At 64.3% G+C, this 19,139-nt stretch carries 18 protein-coding genes; 7 read left to right on the forward strand and 11 right to left on the reverse strand.

All coding sequences use genetic code 11. The features are described 5' to 3' along the window. Window positions 1-121: 121 nt before the first annotated feature. From AB5S05_RS17140 to AB5S05_RS17150, 3 genes are all read right to left on the reverse strand, one after another. Entirely contained in the window at window positions 122-1,165 is a 1,044-nt protein-coding gene (locus AB5S05_RS17140) for a PDR/VanB family oxidoreductase (RefSeq protein ID WP_369288735.1), read from the reverse strand. 90 nt (window positions 1,166-1,255) lie between these two features. After that, complete coding sequence (locus tag AB5S05_RS17145) at window positions 1,256-2,431, reverse strand: aromatic ring-hydroxylating oxygenase subunit alpha (protein ID WP_369288736.1); 1,176 nt, start codon at window positions 2,429-2,431, stop codon at window positions 1,256-1,258. Between the two features lie 228 nt (window positions 2,432-2,659). Beyond that, window positions 2,660-3,511, reverse strand: coding sequence for a helix-turn-helix transcriptional regulator (locus AB5S05_RS17150; RefSeq protein ID WP_369288737.1), 852 nt, complete (start codon window positions 3,509-3,511; stop codon window positions 2,660-2,662). Between the two features lie 119 nt (window positions 3,512-3,630). Between AB5S05_RS17150 and AB5S05_RS17155 the strand changes: the two genes are divergently transcribed. Together AB5S05_RS17155 and AB5S05_RS17160 are read left to right on the forward strand one after the other, a co-directional pair. Then, window positions 3,631-4,920, forward strand: coding sequence for an NAD(P)/FAD-dependent oxidoreductase (locus tag AB5S05_RS17155; protein WP_369288738.1), 1,290 nt, complete (start codon window positions 3,631-3,633; stop codon window positions 4,918-4,920). Between the two features lie 75 nt (window positions 4,921-4,995). After that, window positions 4,996-6,096 carry a polyamine ABC transporter substrate-binding protein gene (locus tag AB5S05_RS17160; RefSeq protein WP_369288739.1) on the forward strand — a complete coding sequence of 367 codons (1,101 nt, stop codon included), beginning with the start codon at window positions 4,996-4,998 and terminating at the stop codon, window positions 6,094-6,096. A gap of 39 nt (window positions 6,097-6,135) precedes the next feature. Here the strand turns inward: AB5S05_RS17160 and AB5S05_RS17165 are convergent, their stop codons facing one another. Together AB5S05_RS17165 and nirA are read right to left on the reverse strand one after the other, a co-directional pair. Further along, window positions 6,136-6,660 carry a DUF934 domain-containing protein gene (locus AB5S05_RS17165; protein WP_369288740.1) on the reverse strand — a complete coding sequence of 175 codons (525 nt, stop codon included), beginning with the start codon at window positions 6,658-6,660 and terminating at the stop codon, window positions 6,136-6,138. Continuing rightward, window positions 6,657-8,327 (reverse strand): nitrite reductase NirA, encoded by a 1,671-nt coding sequence (gene nirA, locus AB5S05_RS17170; protein ID WP_369288741.1) that lies wholly within the window; start codon window positions 8,325-8,327, stop codon window positions 6,657-6,659. The genes AB5S05_RS17165 and nirA overlap by 4 nt, the downstream gene beginning before the upstream one ends. Before the next feature lie 310 nt (window positions 8,328-8,637). Between nirA and ccoG the strand changes: the two genes are divergently transcribed. The 4 genes from ccoG to AB5S05_RS17190 all read left to right on the forward strand — a co-directional run bounded on the left by ccoG (window position 8,638) and on the right by AB5S05_RS17190 (window position 13,326). Continuing rightward, on the forward strand, window positions 8,638-10,053 hold the full coding sequence (ccoG, locus tag AB5S05_RS17175) for a cytochrome c oxidase accessory protein CcoG (protein ID WP_369288742.1): 1,416 nt from the start codon (window positions 8,638-8,640) through the stop codon (window positions 10,051-10,053). Between the two features lie 71 nt (window positions 10,054-10,124). After that, the gene (mapR, locus tag AB5S05_RS17180) at window positions 10,125-11,534 is read left to right on the forward strand and encodes a GntR family transcriptional regulator MpaR (protein ID WP_369288778.1); all 1,410 of its coding nucleotides are present in this window, start codon (window positions 10,125-10,127) and stop codon (window positions 11,532-11,534) included. 114 nt (window positions 11,535-11,648) lie between these two features. Then, window positions 11,649-13,067, forward strand: a complete 1,419-nt coding sequence (gene ccoN, locus AB5S05_RS17185) for a cytochrome-c oxidase, cbb3-type subunit I (RefSeq protein ID WP_369288743.1) — start codon at window positions 11,649-11,651, stop codon at window positions 13,065-13,067. 25 nt (window positions 13,068-13,092) lie between these two features. Continuing rightward, window positions 13,093-13,326 carry a cbb3-type cytochrome c oxidase subunit 3 gene (locus tag AB5S05_RS17190; RefSeq protein WP_369288744.1) on the forward strand — a complete coding sequence of 78 codons (234 nt, stop codon included), beginning with the start codon at window positions 13,093-13,095 and terminating at the stop codon, window positions 13,324-13,326. A 188-nt stretch (window positions 13,327-13,514) separates the two neighbouring features. On the opposite strand, the gene AB5S05_RS17195 is transcribed toward AB5S05_RS17190, so the two are convergent. Both AB5S05_RS17195 and gorA read right to left on the reverse strand, forming a co-directional pair. Beyond that, on the reverse strand, window positions 13,515-14,138 hold the full coding sequence (locus tag AB5S05_RS17195; protein ID WP_369288745.1) for a trimeric intracellular cation channel family protein: 624 nt from the start codon (window positions 14,136-14,138) through the stop codon (window positions 13,515-13,517). A 7-nt stretch (window positions 14,139-14,145) separates the two neighbouring features. Beyond that, complete coding sequence (gorA, locus tag AB5S05_RS17200; RefSeq protein WP_369288746.1) at window positions 14,146-15,504, reverse strand: glutathione-disulfide reductase; 1,359 nt, start codon at window positions 15,502-15,504, stop codon at window positions 14,146-14,148. Between the two features lie 97 nt (window positions 15,505-15,601). On the opposite strand from gorA, the gene AB5S05_RS17205 reads away from it, so the two are divergent. Continuing rightward, window positions 15,602-16,024 (forward strand): VOC family protein, encoded by a 423-nt coding sequence (locus tag AB5S05_RS17205; protein ID WP_369288747.1) that lies wholly within the window; start codon window positions 15,602-15,604, stop codon window positions 16,022-16,024. Window positions 16,025-16,072: 48 nt separating this feature from the next. On the opposite strand, the gene galU is transcribed toward AB5S05_RS17205, so the two are convergent. From galU to AB5S05_RS17225, 4 genes are all read right to left on the reverse strand, one after another. Next, on the reverse strand, window positions 16,073-16,912 hold the full coding sequence (gene galU / locus AB5S05_RS17210) for a UTP--glucose-1-phosphate uridylyltransferase GalU (protein WP_369288748.1): 840 nt from the start codon (window positions 16,910-16,912) through the stop codon (window positions 16,073-16,075). A gap of 38 nt (window positions 16,913-16,950) precedes the next feature. Then, window positions 16,951-18,312 (reverse strand): UDP-glucose dehydrogenase family protein, encoded by a 1,362-nt coding sequence (locus AB5S05_RS17215; protein WP_369288749.1) that lies wholly within the window; start codon window positions 18,310-18,312, stop codon window positions 16,951-16,953. 309 nt (window positions 18,313-18,621) lie between these two features. After that, window positions 18,622-18,885 (reverse strand): GDCCVxC domain-containing (seleno)protein, encoded by a 264-nt coding sequence (locus AB5S05_RS17220; protein ID WP_500180979.1) that lies wholly within the window; start codon window positions 18,883-18,885, stop codon window positions 18,622-18,624. Further along, a complete protein-coding gene (locus AB5S05_RS17225) occupies window positions 18,854-19,129 on the reverse strand; it encodes a heavy-metal-associated domain-containing protein (RefSeq protein WP_369288751.1) in 276 nt (91 codons plus the stop codon). Before AB5S05_RS17225 ends, AB5S05_RS17220 begins: the two co-directional genes overlap by 32 nt. Window positions 19,130-19,139: the final 10 nt, after the last annotated feature.

A 19,139-nucleotide genomic window follows, 5' to 3' on the forward strand; every position in this document is an offset into this window, starting at 1 on the left:
CGGGGTGGCGACAGCTCCCGGTTGAGCCGTCAACCAGGGCGCATCCTGTAGGCAAGGCATATCCTTGATCGCGCCGCCGTCTGCTACCCTCCTGCCAATCCATAGCTTCGCATAATGTATATTATGTTAAATACACTATTACGGGATCGAGAAGCCGCCCCTGATATTCACATACAGCACCCTCTGCGCGCGACCATCGCAGGTCGAGTACCAGGCGACTGCCGCGCGCCCGTGACACGCAGATGAGCATGCTGCGCTGGGCGGCCTTCTCCTCGGCGCTCAGGTACTGGTCATGGTGCTCGGCTTCGCCTTCGAGGATCGGCGTCTCGCAGGTGCCGCAAACACCTTCGCGGCACAGGCAATCGACCTGAGTCAGGTTGGCGCGCTCAATCGCCTGAAGAATGCTCACGCCCTCGGGGACCTGCAGCCGATGCCCGGAGCGCCGCAGCTCCAGAGTGAATTCGCCGCCACTGGCCGGTGCCTGGGCGAACCGCTCGTAATGCACTCGATGGCTATCGAGCTCCAGGACGCGCGCCGCCGCCAGCACCCCGTCGATCAGGCGTCGGGGGCCGCACACGTAGACATGGGTCCCGCTCGGCTGCGCGCCCATGAGCTGTTGCAGACTCAGCCGTTGCCCCGTACTGGCGAGGTAGAAATGGCAGTGCGCGGCATGGGGGCCGTCTTGCAGTTCGGCGTAAAAGCCTGCCTGTTCTTCGCCGCGCGCCGCATAGTGCAGCGCGTAGCTAGCCTTGGCCGCCGCCAGTTCAGGCAGATGTGACAGAAATGGGGTGATGCCGATGCCACCGGCGATAAGCAGATGGTGGTCGGCGCGCCGGTCCAGGGCGAACAGATTGTTCGGCGCGCTGATCAACAGGGTGCTGCCTACCCTCACCTGCTCGTGCATAAAGGCCGAGCCGCCCCTGGACGGCTCCTCGCGCTGAACCGCGATCTGATAGTGGCGGGTGTCATCCGGCGCACTGACCAGGGAGTAGGCATTGGTGAAGCGCTGGATGCCCTGCTGCATCTGCACCAGCACATGGCTGCCGCCGGCAAAGGTAGGCAGCGCGCGACCATCCAGGGTTGCCAACGTGAAGCGTTTGATGCTCGCGGTGATGCATTCGACCACCGTCACCTGCACCGGAATCAGCTTTTCAGTGACTGTCATCGTAGGATCCTTGCAGAGTTCATTGCCGGCCCTACCCGCCTGCCGCGGGCCATGGGCCGGTTGATCAGCGTCAGGCGCTGGCGGCACAGTTCAGTCCAGTGGCAATGGCTGCCCCGCACACGGCCTGAGTTCCCGCCGCACGATGGGCAGTTGCGCGCGCATCCAGTCGCGGAACGCCCGTACGCCGGCTTCTCGCGGCGAGAGGAAGCCGTACTGATAGGCCGCGCCTTCGAGGCCCAGTTGCACGGAGCGGGTCAGCTGGTTGTCCTCGCTCACCACCTGCTCCCAGACCCTGCCGATGGCGGCCTGGGCGGCCTTGGTTTTACGGCTGGCATTGGGCAAGGCGAAGCTCACCGTGCGCAGCGCTGCGCGCCCCGGGCCGATGGGATGGAACAGGTAGTAGTGCACGCTATCGGGCTGCAGACCGATATTGACCAGGGGAAACAGCGACAGGTAACTGATGCGCTGCGCGTAATCGCCGGGCAGGTGCTCGGCGCCGGGGCGCAGGCTCATATAGGCGAACTCGTCCGGCCCTCCGGCCGGCTCATCCTTGAACCTGTGGCTGGCGAAGCTGGTGCCCAGCTCGGCGTCAGTGCGTACCTCATATTCGTTTTCCATCATCTGGTTCAAGCCGGGGTGGCCGATGGCGACGTGATAGCCCTCCTGGTAGTTGTCCATCATGTTCTTCCAGTCGATGGGGTGCTCTTCGACCTGCAGGTCGCCACTGCACTGCATCTCGTCGATCCGATAGGCCGCCAGCAGCTCCGCGAAAGGTGCCAGGCGCTCGGCGACCGAGGGGCCTTCGGCCTTAAGGCGGATGAACACGAAGCCCATGAACACCTCGTGATCCACCGGCAACAGGCCATGGCCGACCTGCTCCAGATCCGCCTCGCTGCCGCCGGGGATGCCGCGCAGGCCGCCGTCCTGGGCGTAGGTCCAGCCGTGGTAGGGACAGACATGGGCGCGCTTGCAGTTGCCCTTCTCGCCGGTGATCACCTGGTGTGCGCGATGCCTGCAGGTGTTGTGAAAGGCCGTGATGCTGCCGTCCTGCAGACGCGCCACGGCGATGCGCTCGCCGACGAACTCCAGGGTGATGTAGTCACCCGGCTCGGCGATCTCGCTGACATGACAGGCGATCTGCCAGCTGCGGGCGAACAGCTCCTGGCGTTCGAGCTCGAAATAGCGCGCGTCGTTGTAGATCCAACTGGGCAGCGTGTGATTGTCGTCATTGCCCTCTGCATAGTTGGGCTTGGCATGTTCACTCATTGGGGGCTCTCCTCTGTCCGGTCCCGTTCTTGTTCTGGGGCAACCCAGGGGCTGCCGGCCGCGTACCGATCGGCGGCTACGAAAAGTCGGGATCAGAGTAGAGATAGAGTCGCGGGGGCGTCTGCCCCCATGATAGGAGGACAACGCAAGCAGCAACCCGCTGGCGCAAGGTGCGAAGGGGGGCGACTTGGCCGTTGCAGCAGCCAGGCTGCGACGAACAGCGCAGCCCTAACCGTGGGGCAGAAAGCACCAGTCGAACAGCGCCTGCTGATTGCTCACGCCCAGCTTGGCGAAGGCCCGCTGCTTGTAGGTCACCACGCTGCTGGGTGCGATGCCCAGGTGGGTGGCGATGTCCGCCGCGCTCATACCCATCAGGATGCACACGCAGATGTCGCATTCGCGTGCCGAGAGCTGAACGGCGTCCTGCTGCAGCAGTTGCTCGAAACGCTGGCGCAGGCCGTAGGGTTCGCGCTTGACGCTGGTAATGGCCGGTAGCAACTCATAGTGCTTGCTCAACAGTGGCAGGAGGATATTGCCCAGCTGCAGCAGGTGCTCATGTTCCTGCGCGGTGAAGCGCGGCATGTCCACGTCGCGAGACAGCGTCAGGGTGAAAACGCGCTCGTCGATCATGCCGGCGTAGCTGATCAGTTCGGCAATCGATCCATCATCGAAATACACCTCCTGGTAGAAGCGCCGCTGCTCCTCGCTGTCCGGCTGCTCCACCGAAGTCAGGTGCACACCACAGCTGCGCAGAGCCAGGATGTACTGGTAGTCCACGCAGTGGCGGCCCAGGAGCGAATGGTCCGCCACATAGGCGCGCCCGGACTCATGGAAGGTCTCCAGCGAAGCGGACTCATCGGTGGCCGAGCCCAGGTAGGCTACATCGACAATGCTCTGCAGACTGGGGCTGCGGCGAAAGAAGAACAGCTCGAGCGACGGCGTGGCGATGAACTTCTGCATGAATGCCAGCAACTGCTGGCACAGCGCATCGGTGCCCAGGGCGCCGAGCAGATCCGCCAAGCCGAGTGCCGCCAGCTGGCGCATGGCGTCGTCGATATCGTCGAGCCTACCGTCATTCATCGAGTCTTTGTCCTCTTACCATGGGGACAGACGCCCCACAGGCCATCCCCTACTCTGGCCCTCAACCCAGCATCGGCGCCGCTGCCAGGCAGCCGCCAGCCAACGCGTTCGGAACGCCCATGACCGCCTATTTCAACTACTACGAAACCACCGTCGAGCGCCGTGCCTTTACCCAACTCGAGGGGCACCATAGCACGGACGTGTGCATCATAGGCGGCGGCCTCACCGGCGTCAGTAGCGCCCTCGGCCTGGCCGAAGCGGGCATCGCCAGCACCCTGCTGGAGGCCAGATGCATCGGCGGCTGCGCCTCGGGGATGAACGGCGGCCAGGTAATCCGCGGCTTCGCCCCGCGCATTCAGGAGATCGAAGCGGCCTATGGCATGGACCTGTCGATCCAGCTGTTCAAGCTGGCCGACCGTGGTCTGACGCGGGTGTTCGACAACGTCGAGCGCTTCGGCATCGCCTGCGACATGCGCCGGGGCGGACTCACGGCGGCGATCCGCCCGGCCCACTTCCCGGCGCTGATGCGCGATGCCGAGCACCTGGCCGCCCTCTACGACTACCCTTGCCTGCGGCCAGTAGCGCCGGCGCAGTTGGCCGACTATGTCGACAGCCCGCGTTATCACGGCGGCCTGTACGACCCCCGCGGCGGTCAGCTCAATCCGCTGGCCTATGTCCTCGGCCTGGCCCACGCCGCTAGCCGGCTGGGCGCACAACTGCATGAGTACAGCCCTGCCCTGCACCTGCAGCAACGCGATGGGCGCTGGCTGATCAAGACCCGCAAGGGCTCGCTCAGCGCCGAGCGGGTCATTTTCGCCAGCAATGCCTTTACCGCTGATATCGAACGAGCGCTGGCGCCGGCGATTCTCAAGGTGGGCACCTACCAGCTGGCGACTCGCCCGCTCAGCGCCCAGGAAGCGGCGGCGGTCGGCACCGCCGCGGTATTCGATACCCACCCGTTCAATCACTACTTTCGCAAGACCCCGGACCAGCGCCTGCTGTTCGGCTGCTCGATCGGCACCCGCCAAGGGCCACGGCCCGGCGACCTGCGCCATATCCGCCGGGAGCTGGGCAAGCTGTTCCCGTCCCTGGCGGGTGTGGAGATCGACTACGTCTGGGGTGGCTGGATGGACATCACCGCCAATCACCTGCCGGACATCCGCGAAACCCGCGATGGCCGAATCGTCCTGCAGGGCTTCAACGGCCACGGTCTCAACACCACCGCCATGGCCGCCGACCTGGCCGTGGCCAAGCTGCAAGGCCAGGCACAGGCATTCGCCCCGTTTGCCGCCATCCGCCACCGCGCGCTGCCGGGCCTGCCGTGGAGCCGCCTGCCCCTGACCTGGGCCGGCCATATTCAGTACTACCTGAATGCCCATCTGGCTGGAGACCGCATGGATTTCGCCTGAACCAGCAAACGCCATACAGGAGGGAACAGCGACTACTGATCGGTTCTAAAACAACAACAATCAGGAGCTTAAACCATGAAAACGCTGAGCAATGCACTGCGCGCCCTATCACTCTCGGCCCTGGCTGCCGGCCTGAGCGGCGGCGCTTGCGCCGAATCCCAGGTGCGTGTCTACAACTGGGCGGACTATATCGGCGAGACCACCGCCGCCGACTTCACCCAGCAATCCGGGATCGCGGTCAAGTACGACGTGTTCGACTCCAACGAAACCCTGGAGGCCAAGCTGCTGGCGGGCGGCAGCGGCTACGATGTGGTGGTGCCGTCCAACAATTTTCTGCAGAAGCAGATCAAGGCCGGCGCCTTCCAGAAACTAGACAAGAGCCTGCTGACCGGCCTGGGCAATCTGGACGCGCAGCTGATGGAAAAGCTTAAGGCCAATGACCCGGACAACGCCTACAGCGTGCCCTACCTGTGGGGCACCACGGGCATCGCCTACAACCCGGAGAAGATCAAGGCCGTGCTCGGGGTCGATCACATCGATTCCTGGAGCGCCCTGTTCGAACCCGACAACCTGAAGAAGCTCAACAGCTGCGGCGTGTCCTTCATCGACTCGGCCGACGAGATGCTGCCCTTGATGCTCTTGTACATGGGCCTGGACCCGAACAGCGACAAGATCGCGGACTACCAGGCCGCCGAAGCCAAATTGCTCTTGCTGCGCGAACACGTCACCTACTTCCACTCCTCCAAGTACATCTCGGACCTGGCCAACGGCAACATCTGCGCCGCGGTGGCCTTCTCCGGGGATGCGATACAGGCGACCTCCCGCGCCGAGGAGGCCGGCAACAACATCGTGGTCAAGTACGTGGTACCCAAGGAGGGCAGCAACCTGTGGTTCGACATGATGGCCATCCCGGTGGATGCCCCCAATGTCAAAGGCGCGCATGCCTTCATCGATTATCTGTTGCGCCCGGAGGTCATCGCCGAGGTGAGCAACTATGTCGGCTACGCCAACCCGAACCCGAAGGCCAATAGCCTCATGGACCCGACGGTGCGCAACAGCACGGCGGCCTACCCTCCGGCGGAGACCCGCACCAACCTCTTCGTGTCCGGCGCACGCTCCCACGCCGTACTGCGGCAGATGAGCCGCAGCTGGTCGCGGGTCAAGACCGGGCGCTAGGCGTCCAGGCGCCGATGGTCGCACTGTCCCTGTCTTCGCTCAGGGTCGGTCGGCGCCGCGGCGCCGGAACAGGGGCCGCGGCTCGATGGCCGAACGTCCATAGAGCACGCTCATGCCGGCCAGCCCCTTGAGCGCGTCCTCGGCGGCCTTGTCCTCGCGCACGGCGAAGGCATCGAAGCCGCACTGGCGCATATGGCTGAGCTGGTCGCGCAGCACGTCGCCGACGGCGCGCAACTCGCCCTGCCACCCCAGCCGCGTACGCAACAGGTAGGCCTGGCTGTAGCCGCGGCCGTCGCGGAAGCTGGGGAACTCGATGGCGATCAGCGGCAGGACTGGCAGGTAGGCGGCCAGTGCCTCGACCTCGTCGTCCGGCGCCAGGCAGATGCCGTGCTGGCTGGGGCGTTCGCCCTTGAGTGTCGCCTCGTCCTGGCGCTGCTGCCAGGCCGCCAGGGGCAGCAGCAAGGGGCCGCTCGGCTCGGGCAGCAGCGGGTCGCGCAGCCACTGCCAGGGGTCGGCCTCGACAAGCGTGGCCTGGCCGTCGCGCAGGCGGATCAGATTATTCATGCCGGCACCTGCTCTTTGCGGTAGACCTGTTCCTTGAACGGCTCGATGCCGATGCGCCGCACGGTGTCGACAAAGTCCTCGTGGTCTTCCCGGTAGTCGCTGAAGGTCTTGACCAGGCCTTCGATGACGTCGGGGATCTCCGCGGCACTGAAGGACGGCCCGATCACCTTGCCCAGCGCGCTGTCGTTGCCCTGGGCGCCGCCGATGGTCACCTGGTACCACTCGCTGCCGTTCTTGTCCACGCCGAGGATGCCGATGTTGCCGATATGGTGATGGCCGCAGGCATTCATGCAGCCGGAGATGTTCAGGCTGATGTCGCCCAGGTCATGCAGGTAGTCGAGGTCGTCGAAACGCTGCTGAATCGACTGGGCGATCGGGATCGACTTGGCATTGGCCAGCGCACAGTAATCGCCGCCGGGACAGGCAATCATGTCGGTCAGCAAGCCAACATTGGCAGTGCTCAGGCCGTGCCTCACAGCGCGCTGGTACAGGCTGTGCAGATCGGCCTTGCGTACATCGGGCAATACCACGTTCTGCTCATGGGCGATACGGATTTCGCCGAAGCCATAGCGCTCGGCCAGCTCGGCGATGGCGTCCATCTGCGCCGAGGTCACGTCGCCCGGTGGGGAACTTGCCCCGGGTTTGGTCGACAGCAGCACCGAGACGTAACCGGCGACCTTGTGCGGCCGCACGTTGCGCGATACCCAGCGGGCAAAGGCCTGGTCGTGGGCCAAGGCGGTGCCGAAATCCAGGTCGGTGTCTGCCAGATCCGCGTAATCCGGCGCCACGAAGGCGGCGGCCACCCGCAGGTACTCGGCCTCGGTCAGCTCGGCCGGGCCGTCCTTGATGTGCTGCCACTCCTCCTCCACCTCGCGGGCGAAGGCCTCGACGCCGAGCGCCTTGACCAGAATCTTGATCCGCGCCTTGTACTTGTTGTCGCGCCGGCCGTGGCGGTTGAACACCCGCAGCACGGCCTCGACGTAGGACAACAGGTGGCGCCAGGGCAGCGCCTCGCGCACCTGCTGGGCGAGTATCGGCGTGCGCCCGAGGCCGCCGCCGACCATCACCCGCAGCATCAACTCGCCAGTTTCGTCGCGGTAAAGGTACAGGCCGATGTCGTGCATCATGATTGCCGCGCGGTCCTGCTCGGCCGAGCAGATGGCGATCTTGAACTTGCGCGGCAGGTAGAGGAATTCCGGATTGACCGTCGACCACTGACGGAGAATCTCGGCCAGCGGGCGCGGGTCCAGCAACTCGTCGGCGGCCACCCCGGCGAAGGCCTCGGTGGTGATGTTGCGCACGCAGTTGCCGGAGGTCTGGATGGCGTGCATCTCGACCTCGGCCAGTAAGCCGAGGATGTCGGCGACCTGCTCCAGTTCGATCCAGTTGAACTGGATGTTCTGCCGGGTGGTGAAGTGTCCGTAGTCGCGGTCGTAGTCCCGGGCGATGCGTGCCAGGGTGCGCAGCTGACGTGAAGACAAGGTGCCATAGGGAATCGCCACGCGCAGCATATAGGCATGCTTCTGCAGGTACAGGCCATTCTGCAGGCGCAGGGGCAGGAACTCTTCCTCGCTCAGCGCGCCGCTGAGTCGCCGCGCGATCTGATCGCGGAATTGCACCACACGCTCGCGCACCAGGGCGCGGTCGTAGTCGTCGTATTGGTACATGTTTGGCCACCTCATCGGAATCGATCCGCGGCCGAGCGTTGCCTTAGCAGCGGCCGACCGAGTGCCTGCAACTATGGCCGCCGCGCGCGCGACAAAACAGCCTCAGATAAAGTCGAAAAAAACATATCAGCAACACCGAACGAACGCCTCGAGGGGATCCCGAAGGTCTGCCGCCACCACGCTTTGGCCGCAGCAGATGCGACAATCTGTCCATCTGATCCGCTTTTTATTGGGAAATCTGAGTCTGTTACCGGTGCACGCCGACGCCGATCATGCGCCTCAACTGATCTAGCCAGACGAGGCTCACGCCATGAGCGAACGCATTCCCGCCCGGGTCATCGACAGCATCGACCCGCACCGCCCCCTCAAGCTCACCCCTGCCAAAGCCGGCGGCGTGATTCATACCCGCAGCTTCACCGGCCTGTGGCGCAACCTGCGGCTGTTCGGCGCGGGATCGCTGATACTGCTGTTTTTCGGTACAGCCTGGCTCAACTGGGGCGGACGCCAGTCTGTGCTGTGGGACCTGGGCAACAGCCAGTTCCATATCTTCGGCGCGACCTTCTGGCCGCAGGATTTCGTCTTGCTCTCGGCGCTGCTGATCATCGCGGCCTTCGGCCTGTTCTTCATCACGGTGTTCGCCGGACGGGTCTGGTGTGGCTACAGCTGCCCGCAGAGCGTGTGGACCTGGATGTTCATGTGGGTGGAAAAGCTCACCGAAGGCGAGCGCAACCAGCGCATCAAGCTGGCCGCCGCGCCCTGGTCGGCCGAGAAACTCCTGCGCCGTAGCGCCAAGCACGGCCTGTGGCTGGCGCTCAGCCTGGCCACGGCAATTGCCTTCGTCGGCTACTTCACCCCGGTTCGCCAACTGGTCGTCGACCTGTTCAGCTTCGACCTGGACCTGACCACGACCTTCTGGGTGCTGTTCTTCACCGCCGCCACCTACCTGAATGCCGGCTGGCTGCGCGAGCAGGTATGCCTGCACATGTGCCCGTATTCGCGGTTCCAGAGCGTGATGTTCGACCAGGACACCCTGATCGTCTCCTACGACGCCGCGCGTGGCGAGCAACGCGGGCCGCGCAAGAAGGATGCAACGGCCCAGGCTGCTGGCCTCGGCGATTGCGTCGACTGCACGATCTGCGTGCAGGTCTGCCCGACCGGCATCGACATCCGCGACGGCCTGCAGCTGGACTGCATCAGCTGCGGCGCCTGTATCGATGCCTGTGACAGCGTGATGGACAAGATGGGCTACGCCCGGGGACTGGTCCGCTACACCTCCGAGCGCGTCCTGGCCGGCGGCAAGACCCGGCTGCTGCGCCCACGTCTGCTCGGCTACGCCGGCATGCTGCTGGTGATGATCGCTGCGTTCGCCTGGGCCCTGAACGATCGCGCCCTGGTCTCGCTGGACGTGACCAAGGACCGCGGCCTGTTCCGTGAAAACAGCCTGGGCCAGATCGAGAACATCTATCGGCTCAAGCTCATCAACAAGACCCAGCAGCCTCATCGCTACCGCCTCTCCCTGAGCGAAACCGACCGTTTCGCGCTGCAGGGCAACCGCGAGCTGACCCTGGCGGGCGGCGAGATCGTCGACGTGCCGATGAGCGTCGTGCTGCTGGACGAGGGGGCCGCCGAAGTTTCCCAGCCGCTGCATTTCGTAATCGTCGATAGCGATGATCCACAGGTCCGGGTAACCACCAAGAGCGCCTTCGTCGCGCCGATCAACCGCTAGGTGATCGCGTGAACCATCGCCTGCCAGTAGAGTATGGGGCTCCCTCCGCGGCGGTATTGGGCCAGGACAAGATGAAGCGCTACGAGAAGTTTGCCGACGAGATCGCGGAACTGGTACGCACCGGCGTCCTGGCCCCCGGCGAGAAGGTGCCTTCGGTGCGCCACGCCAGTCGCACCTATGGCGTCAGCCCGTCCACGGTTTTCCAGGCCTACTACCTGCTGGAGAGCCGCGGGCTGATCGTCGCCCGGGCGCGCTCCGGCTATTTCGTCCGCGAACATGCGCAGCGCAAGCTGCAGGAACCGGACATCGCCGCGACCCAGGCGGCCACCACCGATGTGGACGTCAGCGAACTGGTGTTCTCGGTACTCGGCTCCCTGAAGGACCCCAACACCGTTGCCTTCGGTTCGGCCTTTCCCAGCCCGGACCTGTTCCCCCTGCAGCGCCTGGGCCGTTCCATGGCTCAGAGCCTGCGTGAGCTGTCGCCCCATGCGGTGATCGCCGACATGACCGAGGGCAACCCCAACCTGCGCCGCCAGATCGCCCTGCGCTACATGGTCAGCGGCGTGATGCTGCCGCTCGAGGAACTGGTGATCACCAACGGCGCCATGGAGGCGCTCAACCTCTGCCTGCAGTGCGTGACCCAGCCAGGCGATCTGGTAGCCATCGAGAGCCCGGCGTTCTACGCCACCCTGCAGGTGCTGGAGCGCCTCAAGCTCAAGGCGGTGGAGATTCCCGTGCACCCGCGCGAAGGCATCGACCTGGACAGCCTGGCCGACAGCCTCGCACAGCTGCCGATCAAGACCTGCTGGTTCATGAGCAGCCTGCAGAACCCCCTGGGCGCGAGCATGAACGAGGCGAAGAAACGCGCCCTCTACGAGCTGCTGCAGCGCCATCAGGTGCCGCTGATCGAGGATGACGTCTATGCCGAACTCTACTTCGGCGCTCAGCCGCCCAAGCCGGTGAAGAGCTTCGACCGCGAGGGCCTGGTCATGCACTGCGGTTCGTTCTCCAAATGCCTGGCCCCCGGCTACCGGGTTGGTTGGGTCGCCGGCGGGCGCTATGCCGAGCAGATCAGCCGGCTCAAGCTGATGACCACCATCTCGCCCTCGGTGCCGGCCCAAGCCGCCCTGGCCGATTACCTGCAACACGGCGGCTACGACCGCCACCTGCGCAAGCTGCGCCATCTGCTGGAGAGCCAGCAGGCCTCGATGCTCGCCTCCGCCGCCCGGCACTTCCCGACAGGCACGCGGGTGACCCGCCCGGGCGGGGGGTATTTCCTCTGGTTCGAGTTCCCCCTGCAGGTCGACTCGCTCCAGCTGTTCCGGCTGGCCCTGGCCCAGGGCATCAGCCTGGCGCCCGGGCCGATCTTCTCGGCCACTCGCCGTTTCGGCAATTGCGCGCGCCTGAACTACGGCTACCCCTGGACACCGGAATGCGAGCAGGCGATGGCCATGCTCGGGCGCATCATCAGCTCATTCTGATCCGCAATAAGTCGTTTTATCTGAGGCTGTTTTGTCCGGCCCGAGCTTTCTACAGTGGCCATCGCCGGGCCCGATCCCGGATCCGGCCAATTCAACTGATAGATAGGTTCTTCCATGAACGCTGCAGAGCACTACAACTACCGAGTTGTACGTCAGTTCGTCATCATGACCATCTTCTGGGGCGTCGTAGGGATGTCAACAGGACTGCTGATCGCCTCCCAGCTGGTCTGGCCGGCGCTCAACTTCGATCTGCCCTGGACCAGCTTCGGCCGCTTGCGCCCGCTGCATACCAGCCTGGTGATCTTCGGTTTTGCCGGCAGTGCACAGTTTGCCGCGAGCTACTACGCGGTACAGCGCACCTGCCAGGCAAGGTTGTACGCCAACGCCCTGGCGAGCTTCACGTTCTGGGGCTGGCAGGCGGTAATTCTGACCATGCTGATCACCCTGCCCCTTGGCTACACGACCACCAAGGAGTACGCGGAGCTCGAATTCACTGGCGCGCTGTTCATGGCCGTGGTGTGGATTGCCTATGGCATCGTGTTCTTCGGGACCGTGATGCGTCGCCAGACCAAGCACATCTATGTAGGCAACTGGTTTTTCGGCGCCTTCATTGTGGTCATCGCCATCCTCCACGTGGTCAATCACCTGGCGATCCCGGTCAGCTGGTTCAAGTCCTACTCGGTATATTCCGGCGCCACCGACGCCATGGTGCAGTGGTGGTACGGCCACAACGCGGTGGGCTTCTTCCTCACCACCGGCTTCCTGGGAATGATGTATTACTTCGTGCCCAAGCAGGTGAATCGGCCGATCTATTCCTATCGCCTGTCGATCGTGCACTTCTGGGCGCTGATCACCCTGTACATCTGGGCCGGCCCGCACCATCTGCACTACACCGCGCTACCGGATTGGGCGCAGAGCCTGGGCATGGTCATGTCGATCATCCTGCTTGCGCCGAGTTGGGGCGGCATGATCAACGGCATGATGACCCTCTCGGGTTCCTGGCACCGGCTGCGCACCGACCCGACACTACGCTTCCTAGTGGTATCCCTGGCCTTCTATGGAATGTCCACCTTCGAAGGCCCGATGATGGCGATCAAGACGGTCAACGCCCTGTCGCACTATACCGACTGGACCATCGGCCACGTGCATGCCGGCGCTCTCGGCTGGGTCGCGATGATCACCTTCGGCGCCCTCTACCACCTGACTCCGAAACTCCATGGTCGCGAGCAGATGCACAGCATCGGCCTGGTCAACGCGCACTTCTGGCTGGCCACCATCGGCACCGTGCTCTACATCGCCTCAATGTGGGTCAACGGCATCACCCAGGGCCTGATGTGGCGCGCAATCAACGAAGACGGCACTCTCACCTACTCCTTCGTCGAAGCCCTGGAAGCCAGCCACCCCGGCTTCGTGGTGCGTATGGTGGGCGGCCTGTTCTTCCTGGCCGGGATGCTTTTGATGGCCTACAACACGTGGCGCACCGTCCGGGTCGGCGATCCGGTCAGTCAGCGGCTCAATGCCCGTATAGCCTGACACACCAGAACGAGAGGTGCGCACGATGGACAATGAACTCTGGTCACTGCTCTGCCTGACCCTGTTTTTCGGCGCCGTACACGCCTGTCTTCTCGGCCCTGGCCGGCGAGGCCTCGAGGAAGCGCGGATGTTGCCTTTCGCCGACGACCCGGCCGTGGCGCGGCGGATGGAATTGGCGACCCGGCGCAGCCACCGCGGCTGCGAGTGCCAGGGCCCCTGTGATGGCGAATGTGCCTTTCTGCAGCGCTTGGACATGTAGCAGGCGGCGATGCGCCCGGGCTAGTCCGGCTCGGCCAGGTGGCCGATAAGCTCATCGAGTGACGGTGCGGTGATGGAACATCGCTCGACGGTTTCGGGGGCCTATGCCCAACACCGGCCGATCGGACTGTAACGTGCGGGCGAATTCAATCACGGTCAGCGCCAGCCGATCCTGGCGCTCGATCGTTGTCAGTCCCGATCCAGCAAGTGGAAGCGCGGCAGCGAGACGCGCCAGCGAATCGCCGCCAGGCGAATGAACAGCACGGTGAGCATGGCGATGCCGGTATCCAGCCAGTGCGGGGTATCGAGCGCTCGCAGGCCGATAAAGGCCAGGGCGCCGACGATGCAGGCCGTGGCATAGATCTCCTTTTGGAAGATCAACGGGATCTCGTTGCAGATCACATCGCGCATTACCCCGCCGGCGACGCCGGTCATCACCCCCATGATCACCGCGGTGCTGTACGGCACCTGGTGCTGCAGGGCCACCTCGGTGCCGATCACGGTGAACACCGCCAGACCGAAGGCATCGGCCAGCAACAGACCACGCTCGTGAATCGGTTGCGTCAGGCGCACCCAGACCACGGTACCGACCGCGGCCAGGGAGGCGACGACGATGTAGGTGTCGTCGCGAATCCAGCTGACCGGATGGTTGTCCAGGATCAGGTCACGCAAGGTGCCGCCACCCAGCGCGGTAATCACCGCGATCACCAGCACGCCGAACAGGTCCATGGACTTGCGCCCGGCCATCAGGGCGCCGGTGATGGCAAATACGGCGACACCGAACAGGTCGGAGAGGTAGAAGAGTTGCGCCATGGCGGCTTCAGTCTCCTACCGGGGTGCGCATGGTGACGAACTCCTCCGCGGCGGTCGGATGGACGCCTATGGTGTCATCGAAGACGCGCTTGGTCGCACCGGCCTTCAGCGCCACGGCCAGGCCCTGGACGATCTCCCCGGCCTCCGGGCCGACCATGTGGCAACCCAGTACGCGATCGCTGTCGGCATCCACCACCAGCTTCATCAGGGTGCGCTCCTGGCACTCGGTGAGCGAGAGCTTCATCGGCCGGAAACGGCTTTCATAGACCTCGACCCTATGCCCCGCCGCTTTCGCCTCCTCCTCGGTGAGGCCGACCGTGCCGATATTCGGCAAGCTGAAGACCGCGGTGGGGATGCTCTGGTAGTCCGCCGGCCGGTATTCCTCCGGTTTGAACAGCCGGCGCGCCACGGCCATGCCTTCGGCCAGGGCCACCGGGGTCAGCTGCACCCGGCCGATCACGTCGCCAATGGCCAGGATCGACGAAGCGCTGGTCAGGAACTGCTCATCGACCTTGATGAAGCCGCGCTCGTCCAGTTCGACGCTAGTGTTCTCCAGGCCCAGGTTATCCAGCATGGGGCGCCGCCCGGTGGCGTAGAACACACAGTCGGCTTCTAGGGTGCGACCGTCCTGCAGGGTCGCCAGCAGACTGCCATCGGCCTGCTTGTCGATCCGTTCGATGTCGCTGTTGAACTGCAGATCCAGCCCGCGCTTGCTCAGCTCGTCGCGCAGATGCCGGCGCACGGCGCCATCGAAGCCGCGCAGGAACAGCTCGCGGCGGTACAGCAGTGTGGTTTCGGCCCCCAGGCCATGGAAGATCGAGGCGAATTCGACGGCGATGTAGCCACCGCCGACCACCAGCACGCGCTTGGGCAATTGCTCGAGGAAGAAGGCTTCATTGGAGCCAATGGCGTGCTCGCGCCCCGGGATGTCCGGGATATGCGGCCAGCCGCCGGTGGCGATGAGGATGTGTTTGGCGCTGTAGCGCTGACCGTCCAGCTCAACGTGGTTATCGTCGAGCAGCCGGGCATGGCCTTCCAACAGGGTCACGCCGCTGTTCACCAGCAGGTTGCGGTAGACGCCGTTGAGGCGCTCGATCTCGCGATTCTTGTTGGCGATCAGGGTCGGCCAGTCGAACTGGGCATCGGCCAATGACCAGCCGAAGCCCTGGGCCTGCTCGAAATCCTCGGCGAAGTGGGCGCCGTAGACCAGCAGCTTCTTCGGTACGCAGCCAACGTTCACGCAGGTGCCGCCCAGGTAACGGCTTTCGGCGACAGCCACGCGGGCACCATAGCCCGCCGCAAAACGCGCTGCACGCACACCACCGGAACCGGCACCGATCACAAACAGGTCGAAGTCGTAGGTCATCTGAAGCCTCCTTAGCGGGTCGCCAGCATAACCCAAGCGTCGCCTAATCCTGAATCGAAAAGCCTATGCTTGCAGGGTACCCAACGGGAGAATCTCGATGTCCCCCACGCTCACTCACCTGGCCCTGCACGTTCCTGATCTGGATGCCTGCGTGGCCTTCTACAGCGAGTTCTGCGGCATGCGGGTGATCCACCAGCGCCCCGGCAAGGGCTCGCAGATCGTCTGGATGGCCGAACCCGGCAAGGAGCACGCCTTCATCCTGGTGATCATGCCTGGCGGTCAGGATCGCCAGCTGGCCGAGGACGACTACAGCCACTTCGGGTTTGCCGTGGCCAGCCGCGAACAGGTCGATGCACTGGCCGCCAGGGCCAAGGCCGCCGGCTGCCTGATCTGGCCGCCGCGTGACGAGCCCTACCCGGTCGGCTATTACTGCGGGCTGCGCGATCCGGCCGGCAATTACGTGGAGTTCAGCTATGGGCAACCGCTAGGCCCGGGCTCGGAGGCGATGCCGATCCCCTGAACGCAAGAAGCCACCCGCGGGTGGCTTCCGATTCACTCGGCGCTCGGCCTAGCTGGCTTTGCCGGCCTTGTAGAAGTGCTCGAAACAGAAGTTGGTGGCATCGATATAGCCCTCGGCACCACCGCAGTCGAAACGCTGGCCCTTGAACTTGTAGGCCAGCACGCAGCCGTTCTGGGCCTGCTTCATCAGCGCATCGGTGATCTGGATCTCGCCGCCCTTGCCCGGCTCGGTTTGCTCGATCAGCTCGAAGATGTCCGGCGTCAGGATATAGCGGCCGATGATCGCCAGGTTCGAGGGGGCATCTTCCGGCTTGGGCTTCTCGACCATGCTGTTCACCCGGTAGATGTCATCGCGGATCATTTCGCCGGAAATCACTCCGTACTTGTGGGTTTCTTCCGGCGGCACTTCCTGGATAGCCACGATCGAGCAGCGGAACTGGTTGTACAGCTTGACCATCTGCGCCAGCACGCCGTCCCCCTCCAGGTTCAGGCACAGGTCGTCGGCCAGCACCACGGCGAACGCCTGGTCGCCGATCAGTGGGCGCCCCGAGAGGATCGCGTGGCCGAGGCCCTTCATCTCGACCTGGCGGGTATAGGAAAAGGTGCACTGGTCGATCAGGCGGCGAATGCCGGTCAGGTATTTCTCCTTGTCGGTGTCGCGGATCTGGTGTTCCAGCTCGTAGCTGATATCGAAATGATCTTCCAGCGAGCGCTTGCCGCGTCCAGTGACCATGGCGATCTCGGTCAGCCCAGCGTCCAGCGCCTCTTCGACGCCGTACTGGATCAGCGGCTTGTTCACCACCGGCAACATTTCCTTGGGCATGGACTTGGTTGCAGGCAGAAAGCGGGTGCCGTAACCGGCGGCCGGGAACAAGCATTTCTTGATCATGGGACTCCTTAACAGTTAGCAAATGCCGACGCAGTCTATCAGGCTGCACTGACCATACAACGCCCGAGCGCCGGCCGACCGATGCCGCGGTAGAGAAAACCCAGCTCGGACAAGTACTTAGCATCGTAGATATTGCGCCCGTCGAAGAGCACCGGCATGCGCATCGCCCCTCGTATACGGATGAAGTCCGGCTGGCGGAACTGCTTCCACTCGGTCACCAGGACCAGGGCGTCGGCACCCTCTGCCACCGCGTAGGGCGACTCGCTCAGGCGCAGCTGACCGCCGCTGACCGCCTGGGCATAGCGTTCGCTCACGGCTGCGATGGCGACCGGGTCGCAGGCCTGCACGCTGGCACCGGCGGCGAGCAGCGCATCGAGCAGCACCAGGCTGGGCGCCTCGCGCAGGTCATCGGTACCCGGCTTGAACGCCAGGCCCCATAGCGCCACCACCCGGCCCTGCAGATGCTGGCCGAAGTGCTCGCGCAGGCCCTGGAACAGCAGGGTCTTCTGCAGGGCGTTGCGCGCCTCCACCGCGCGCAGGATGCCAGGCTCGATCCCTTCGTGTTCGGCCGTGCGAATCAGCGCGCGCACGTCCTTGGGAAAGCAGGAACCGCCATAGCCACAGCCGGCATAGATGAAATGGGTACCGATGCGCCTGTCGCTGCCGATGCCGCGGCGCACCTGTTCGATATCGACGTCCAGCCGCGCGCACAGTCCCGCCATCTCGTTGATGAAGGAGATCTTGGTGGCGAGAAAGGCATTGGCCGCATACTTGGTGAACTCGGCGGCGCGCAGGCCCATGCACAGCAAGCGCTCGTGGTTGCGCAGGAAGGGAGCGTACAGGCGGCGCAGCACCAGGGCGCTGGCCTCATCGTCACAGCCGATGATGACCCGGTCCGGGCGCATGAAGTCTGCGATGGCCGAACCTTCCTTGAGGAACTCCGGGTTACTCGCCACCACCACACGAAAGCCTTTGCCGCGTCGGCTCAGACCACTGTTGATGCGCTGGGCGACCCGTTCGCCGGTGCCGACCGGCACCGTGGACTTGTCTACCACCACGCAGGCCTGCTCCAGGCGCTCACCCAGTTCGTCGGCCACCGCCAGCACATGCGACAGATCCGCCGAGCCATCCTCGCCGGCCGGTGTGCCGACGGCAATGAAGATGACCTCCGCCCGGGCCGTGCCCTGCTCCAGTTGTCGGCAAAAGCTCAGCTGGCCGCTGTTCAGGTGCGTCTTCAGCATGGGTTCCAGCCCTGGCTCGTAGATCGGCGCTTCACCGCGCGCCAAGCGGGCGAGCCGCTCGGGGTCGCGCTCGACACAGATCACCCGATTGCCCATTTCGGCAAAACAGGCCGCCGCCACCAAGCCCACATAGCCTGCCCCGATCACGCAGATTCGCATCGCCGCCCCTCCAGATGAGTTGCAACGATTGCAGCCAATAGGCATGGCACTGTCATGACAGAAACAAGTCCGAGTTGTGGCAGCCCCCCTTTCCTGTGGCTGGCACTGGACACGGGCGAGCCCCGCCCTACTCGCCTCCCTCAATAGGCTCAGCAACGCGATGCCTGGGGGGCGGCTTGAACGCCGACGGCTCGATTGCGCACATCCGAAAAACTCGGCATCAGCGTGAAGCCGTGGGGCTCGCAGCTCTTTTGCTCAGGCTCCGTAGCTGGATTGGGAAAGACTGGACCGATACAAGGCCCCAGGGATCTACCTGAACTTCTCCAGGCCTTGGCGGGACTGCTGCTGGACGGGCGGACACTTCACCGAGCCATACGAACAGAATACGCAGCAATCACCCTGCCTCGGGCGTAGCAGCACCTTGCAGTTATGGCATTCGTAATAGAACAGGCAGGCGTCGCTCGGCACGGTCTCCTGCCTGGCAAAACCGCAGTGCGGACAGGTCAACACGGATTCAAGAACGACAGCGCTCATCCTGACCTCACTTCTGCAGGCTGGCAGGATAGCCGGCATGTGCGGTCGCCTCGATCAATGCCTCAGGCTGCACCTGATCGGGATCATAGGTGACGCTGGCCGTCTGCTGCTCAATTTGAATCTGCACATGGCTCACTCCGGCCACCTTCTCCAGGGCCTTTTTGACTGTAATCGGGCAGACCGGGCAGGTCATGTTCTGCACCTCGAGGGTGACCGTTTGCACAGGCGCCGCCAGCACCATGAGCGGCAGCGCAAGCAGCGGGACAATCAGGGCTTGGCGCATGGTTGATCTC

Origin of the sequence: Pseudomonas zhanjiangensis (assembly GCF_041027545.1) — a bacterium.
Classification (GTDB): Bacteria; Pseudomonadota; Gammaproteobacteria; order Pseudomonadales; family Pseudomonadaceae; genus Aquipseudomonas; species Aquipseudomonas zhanjiangensis.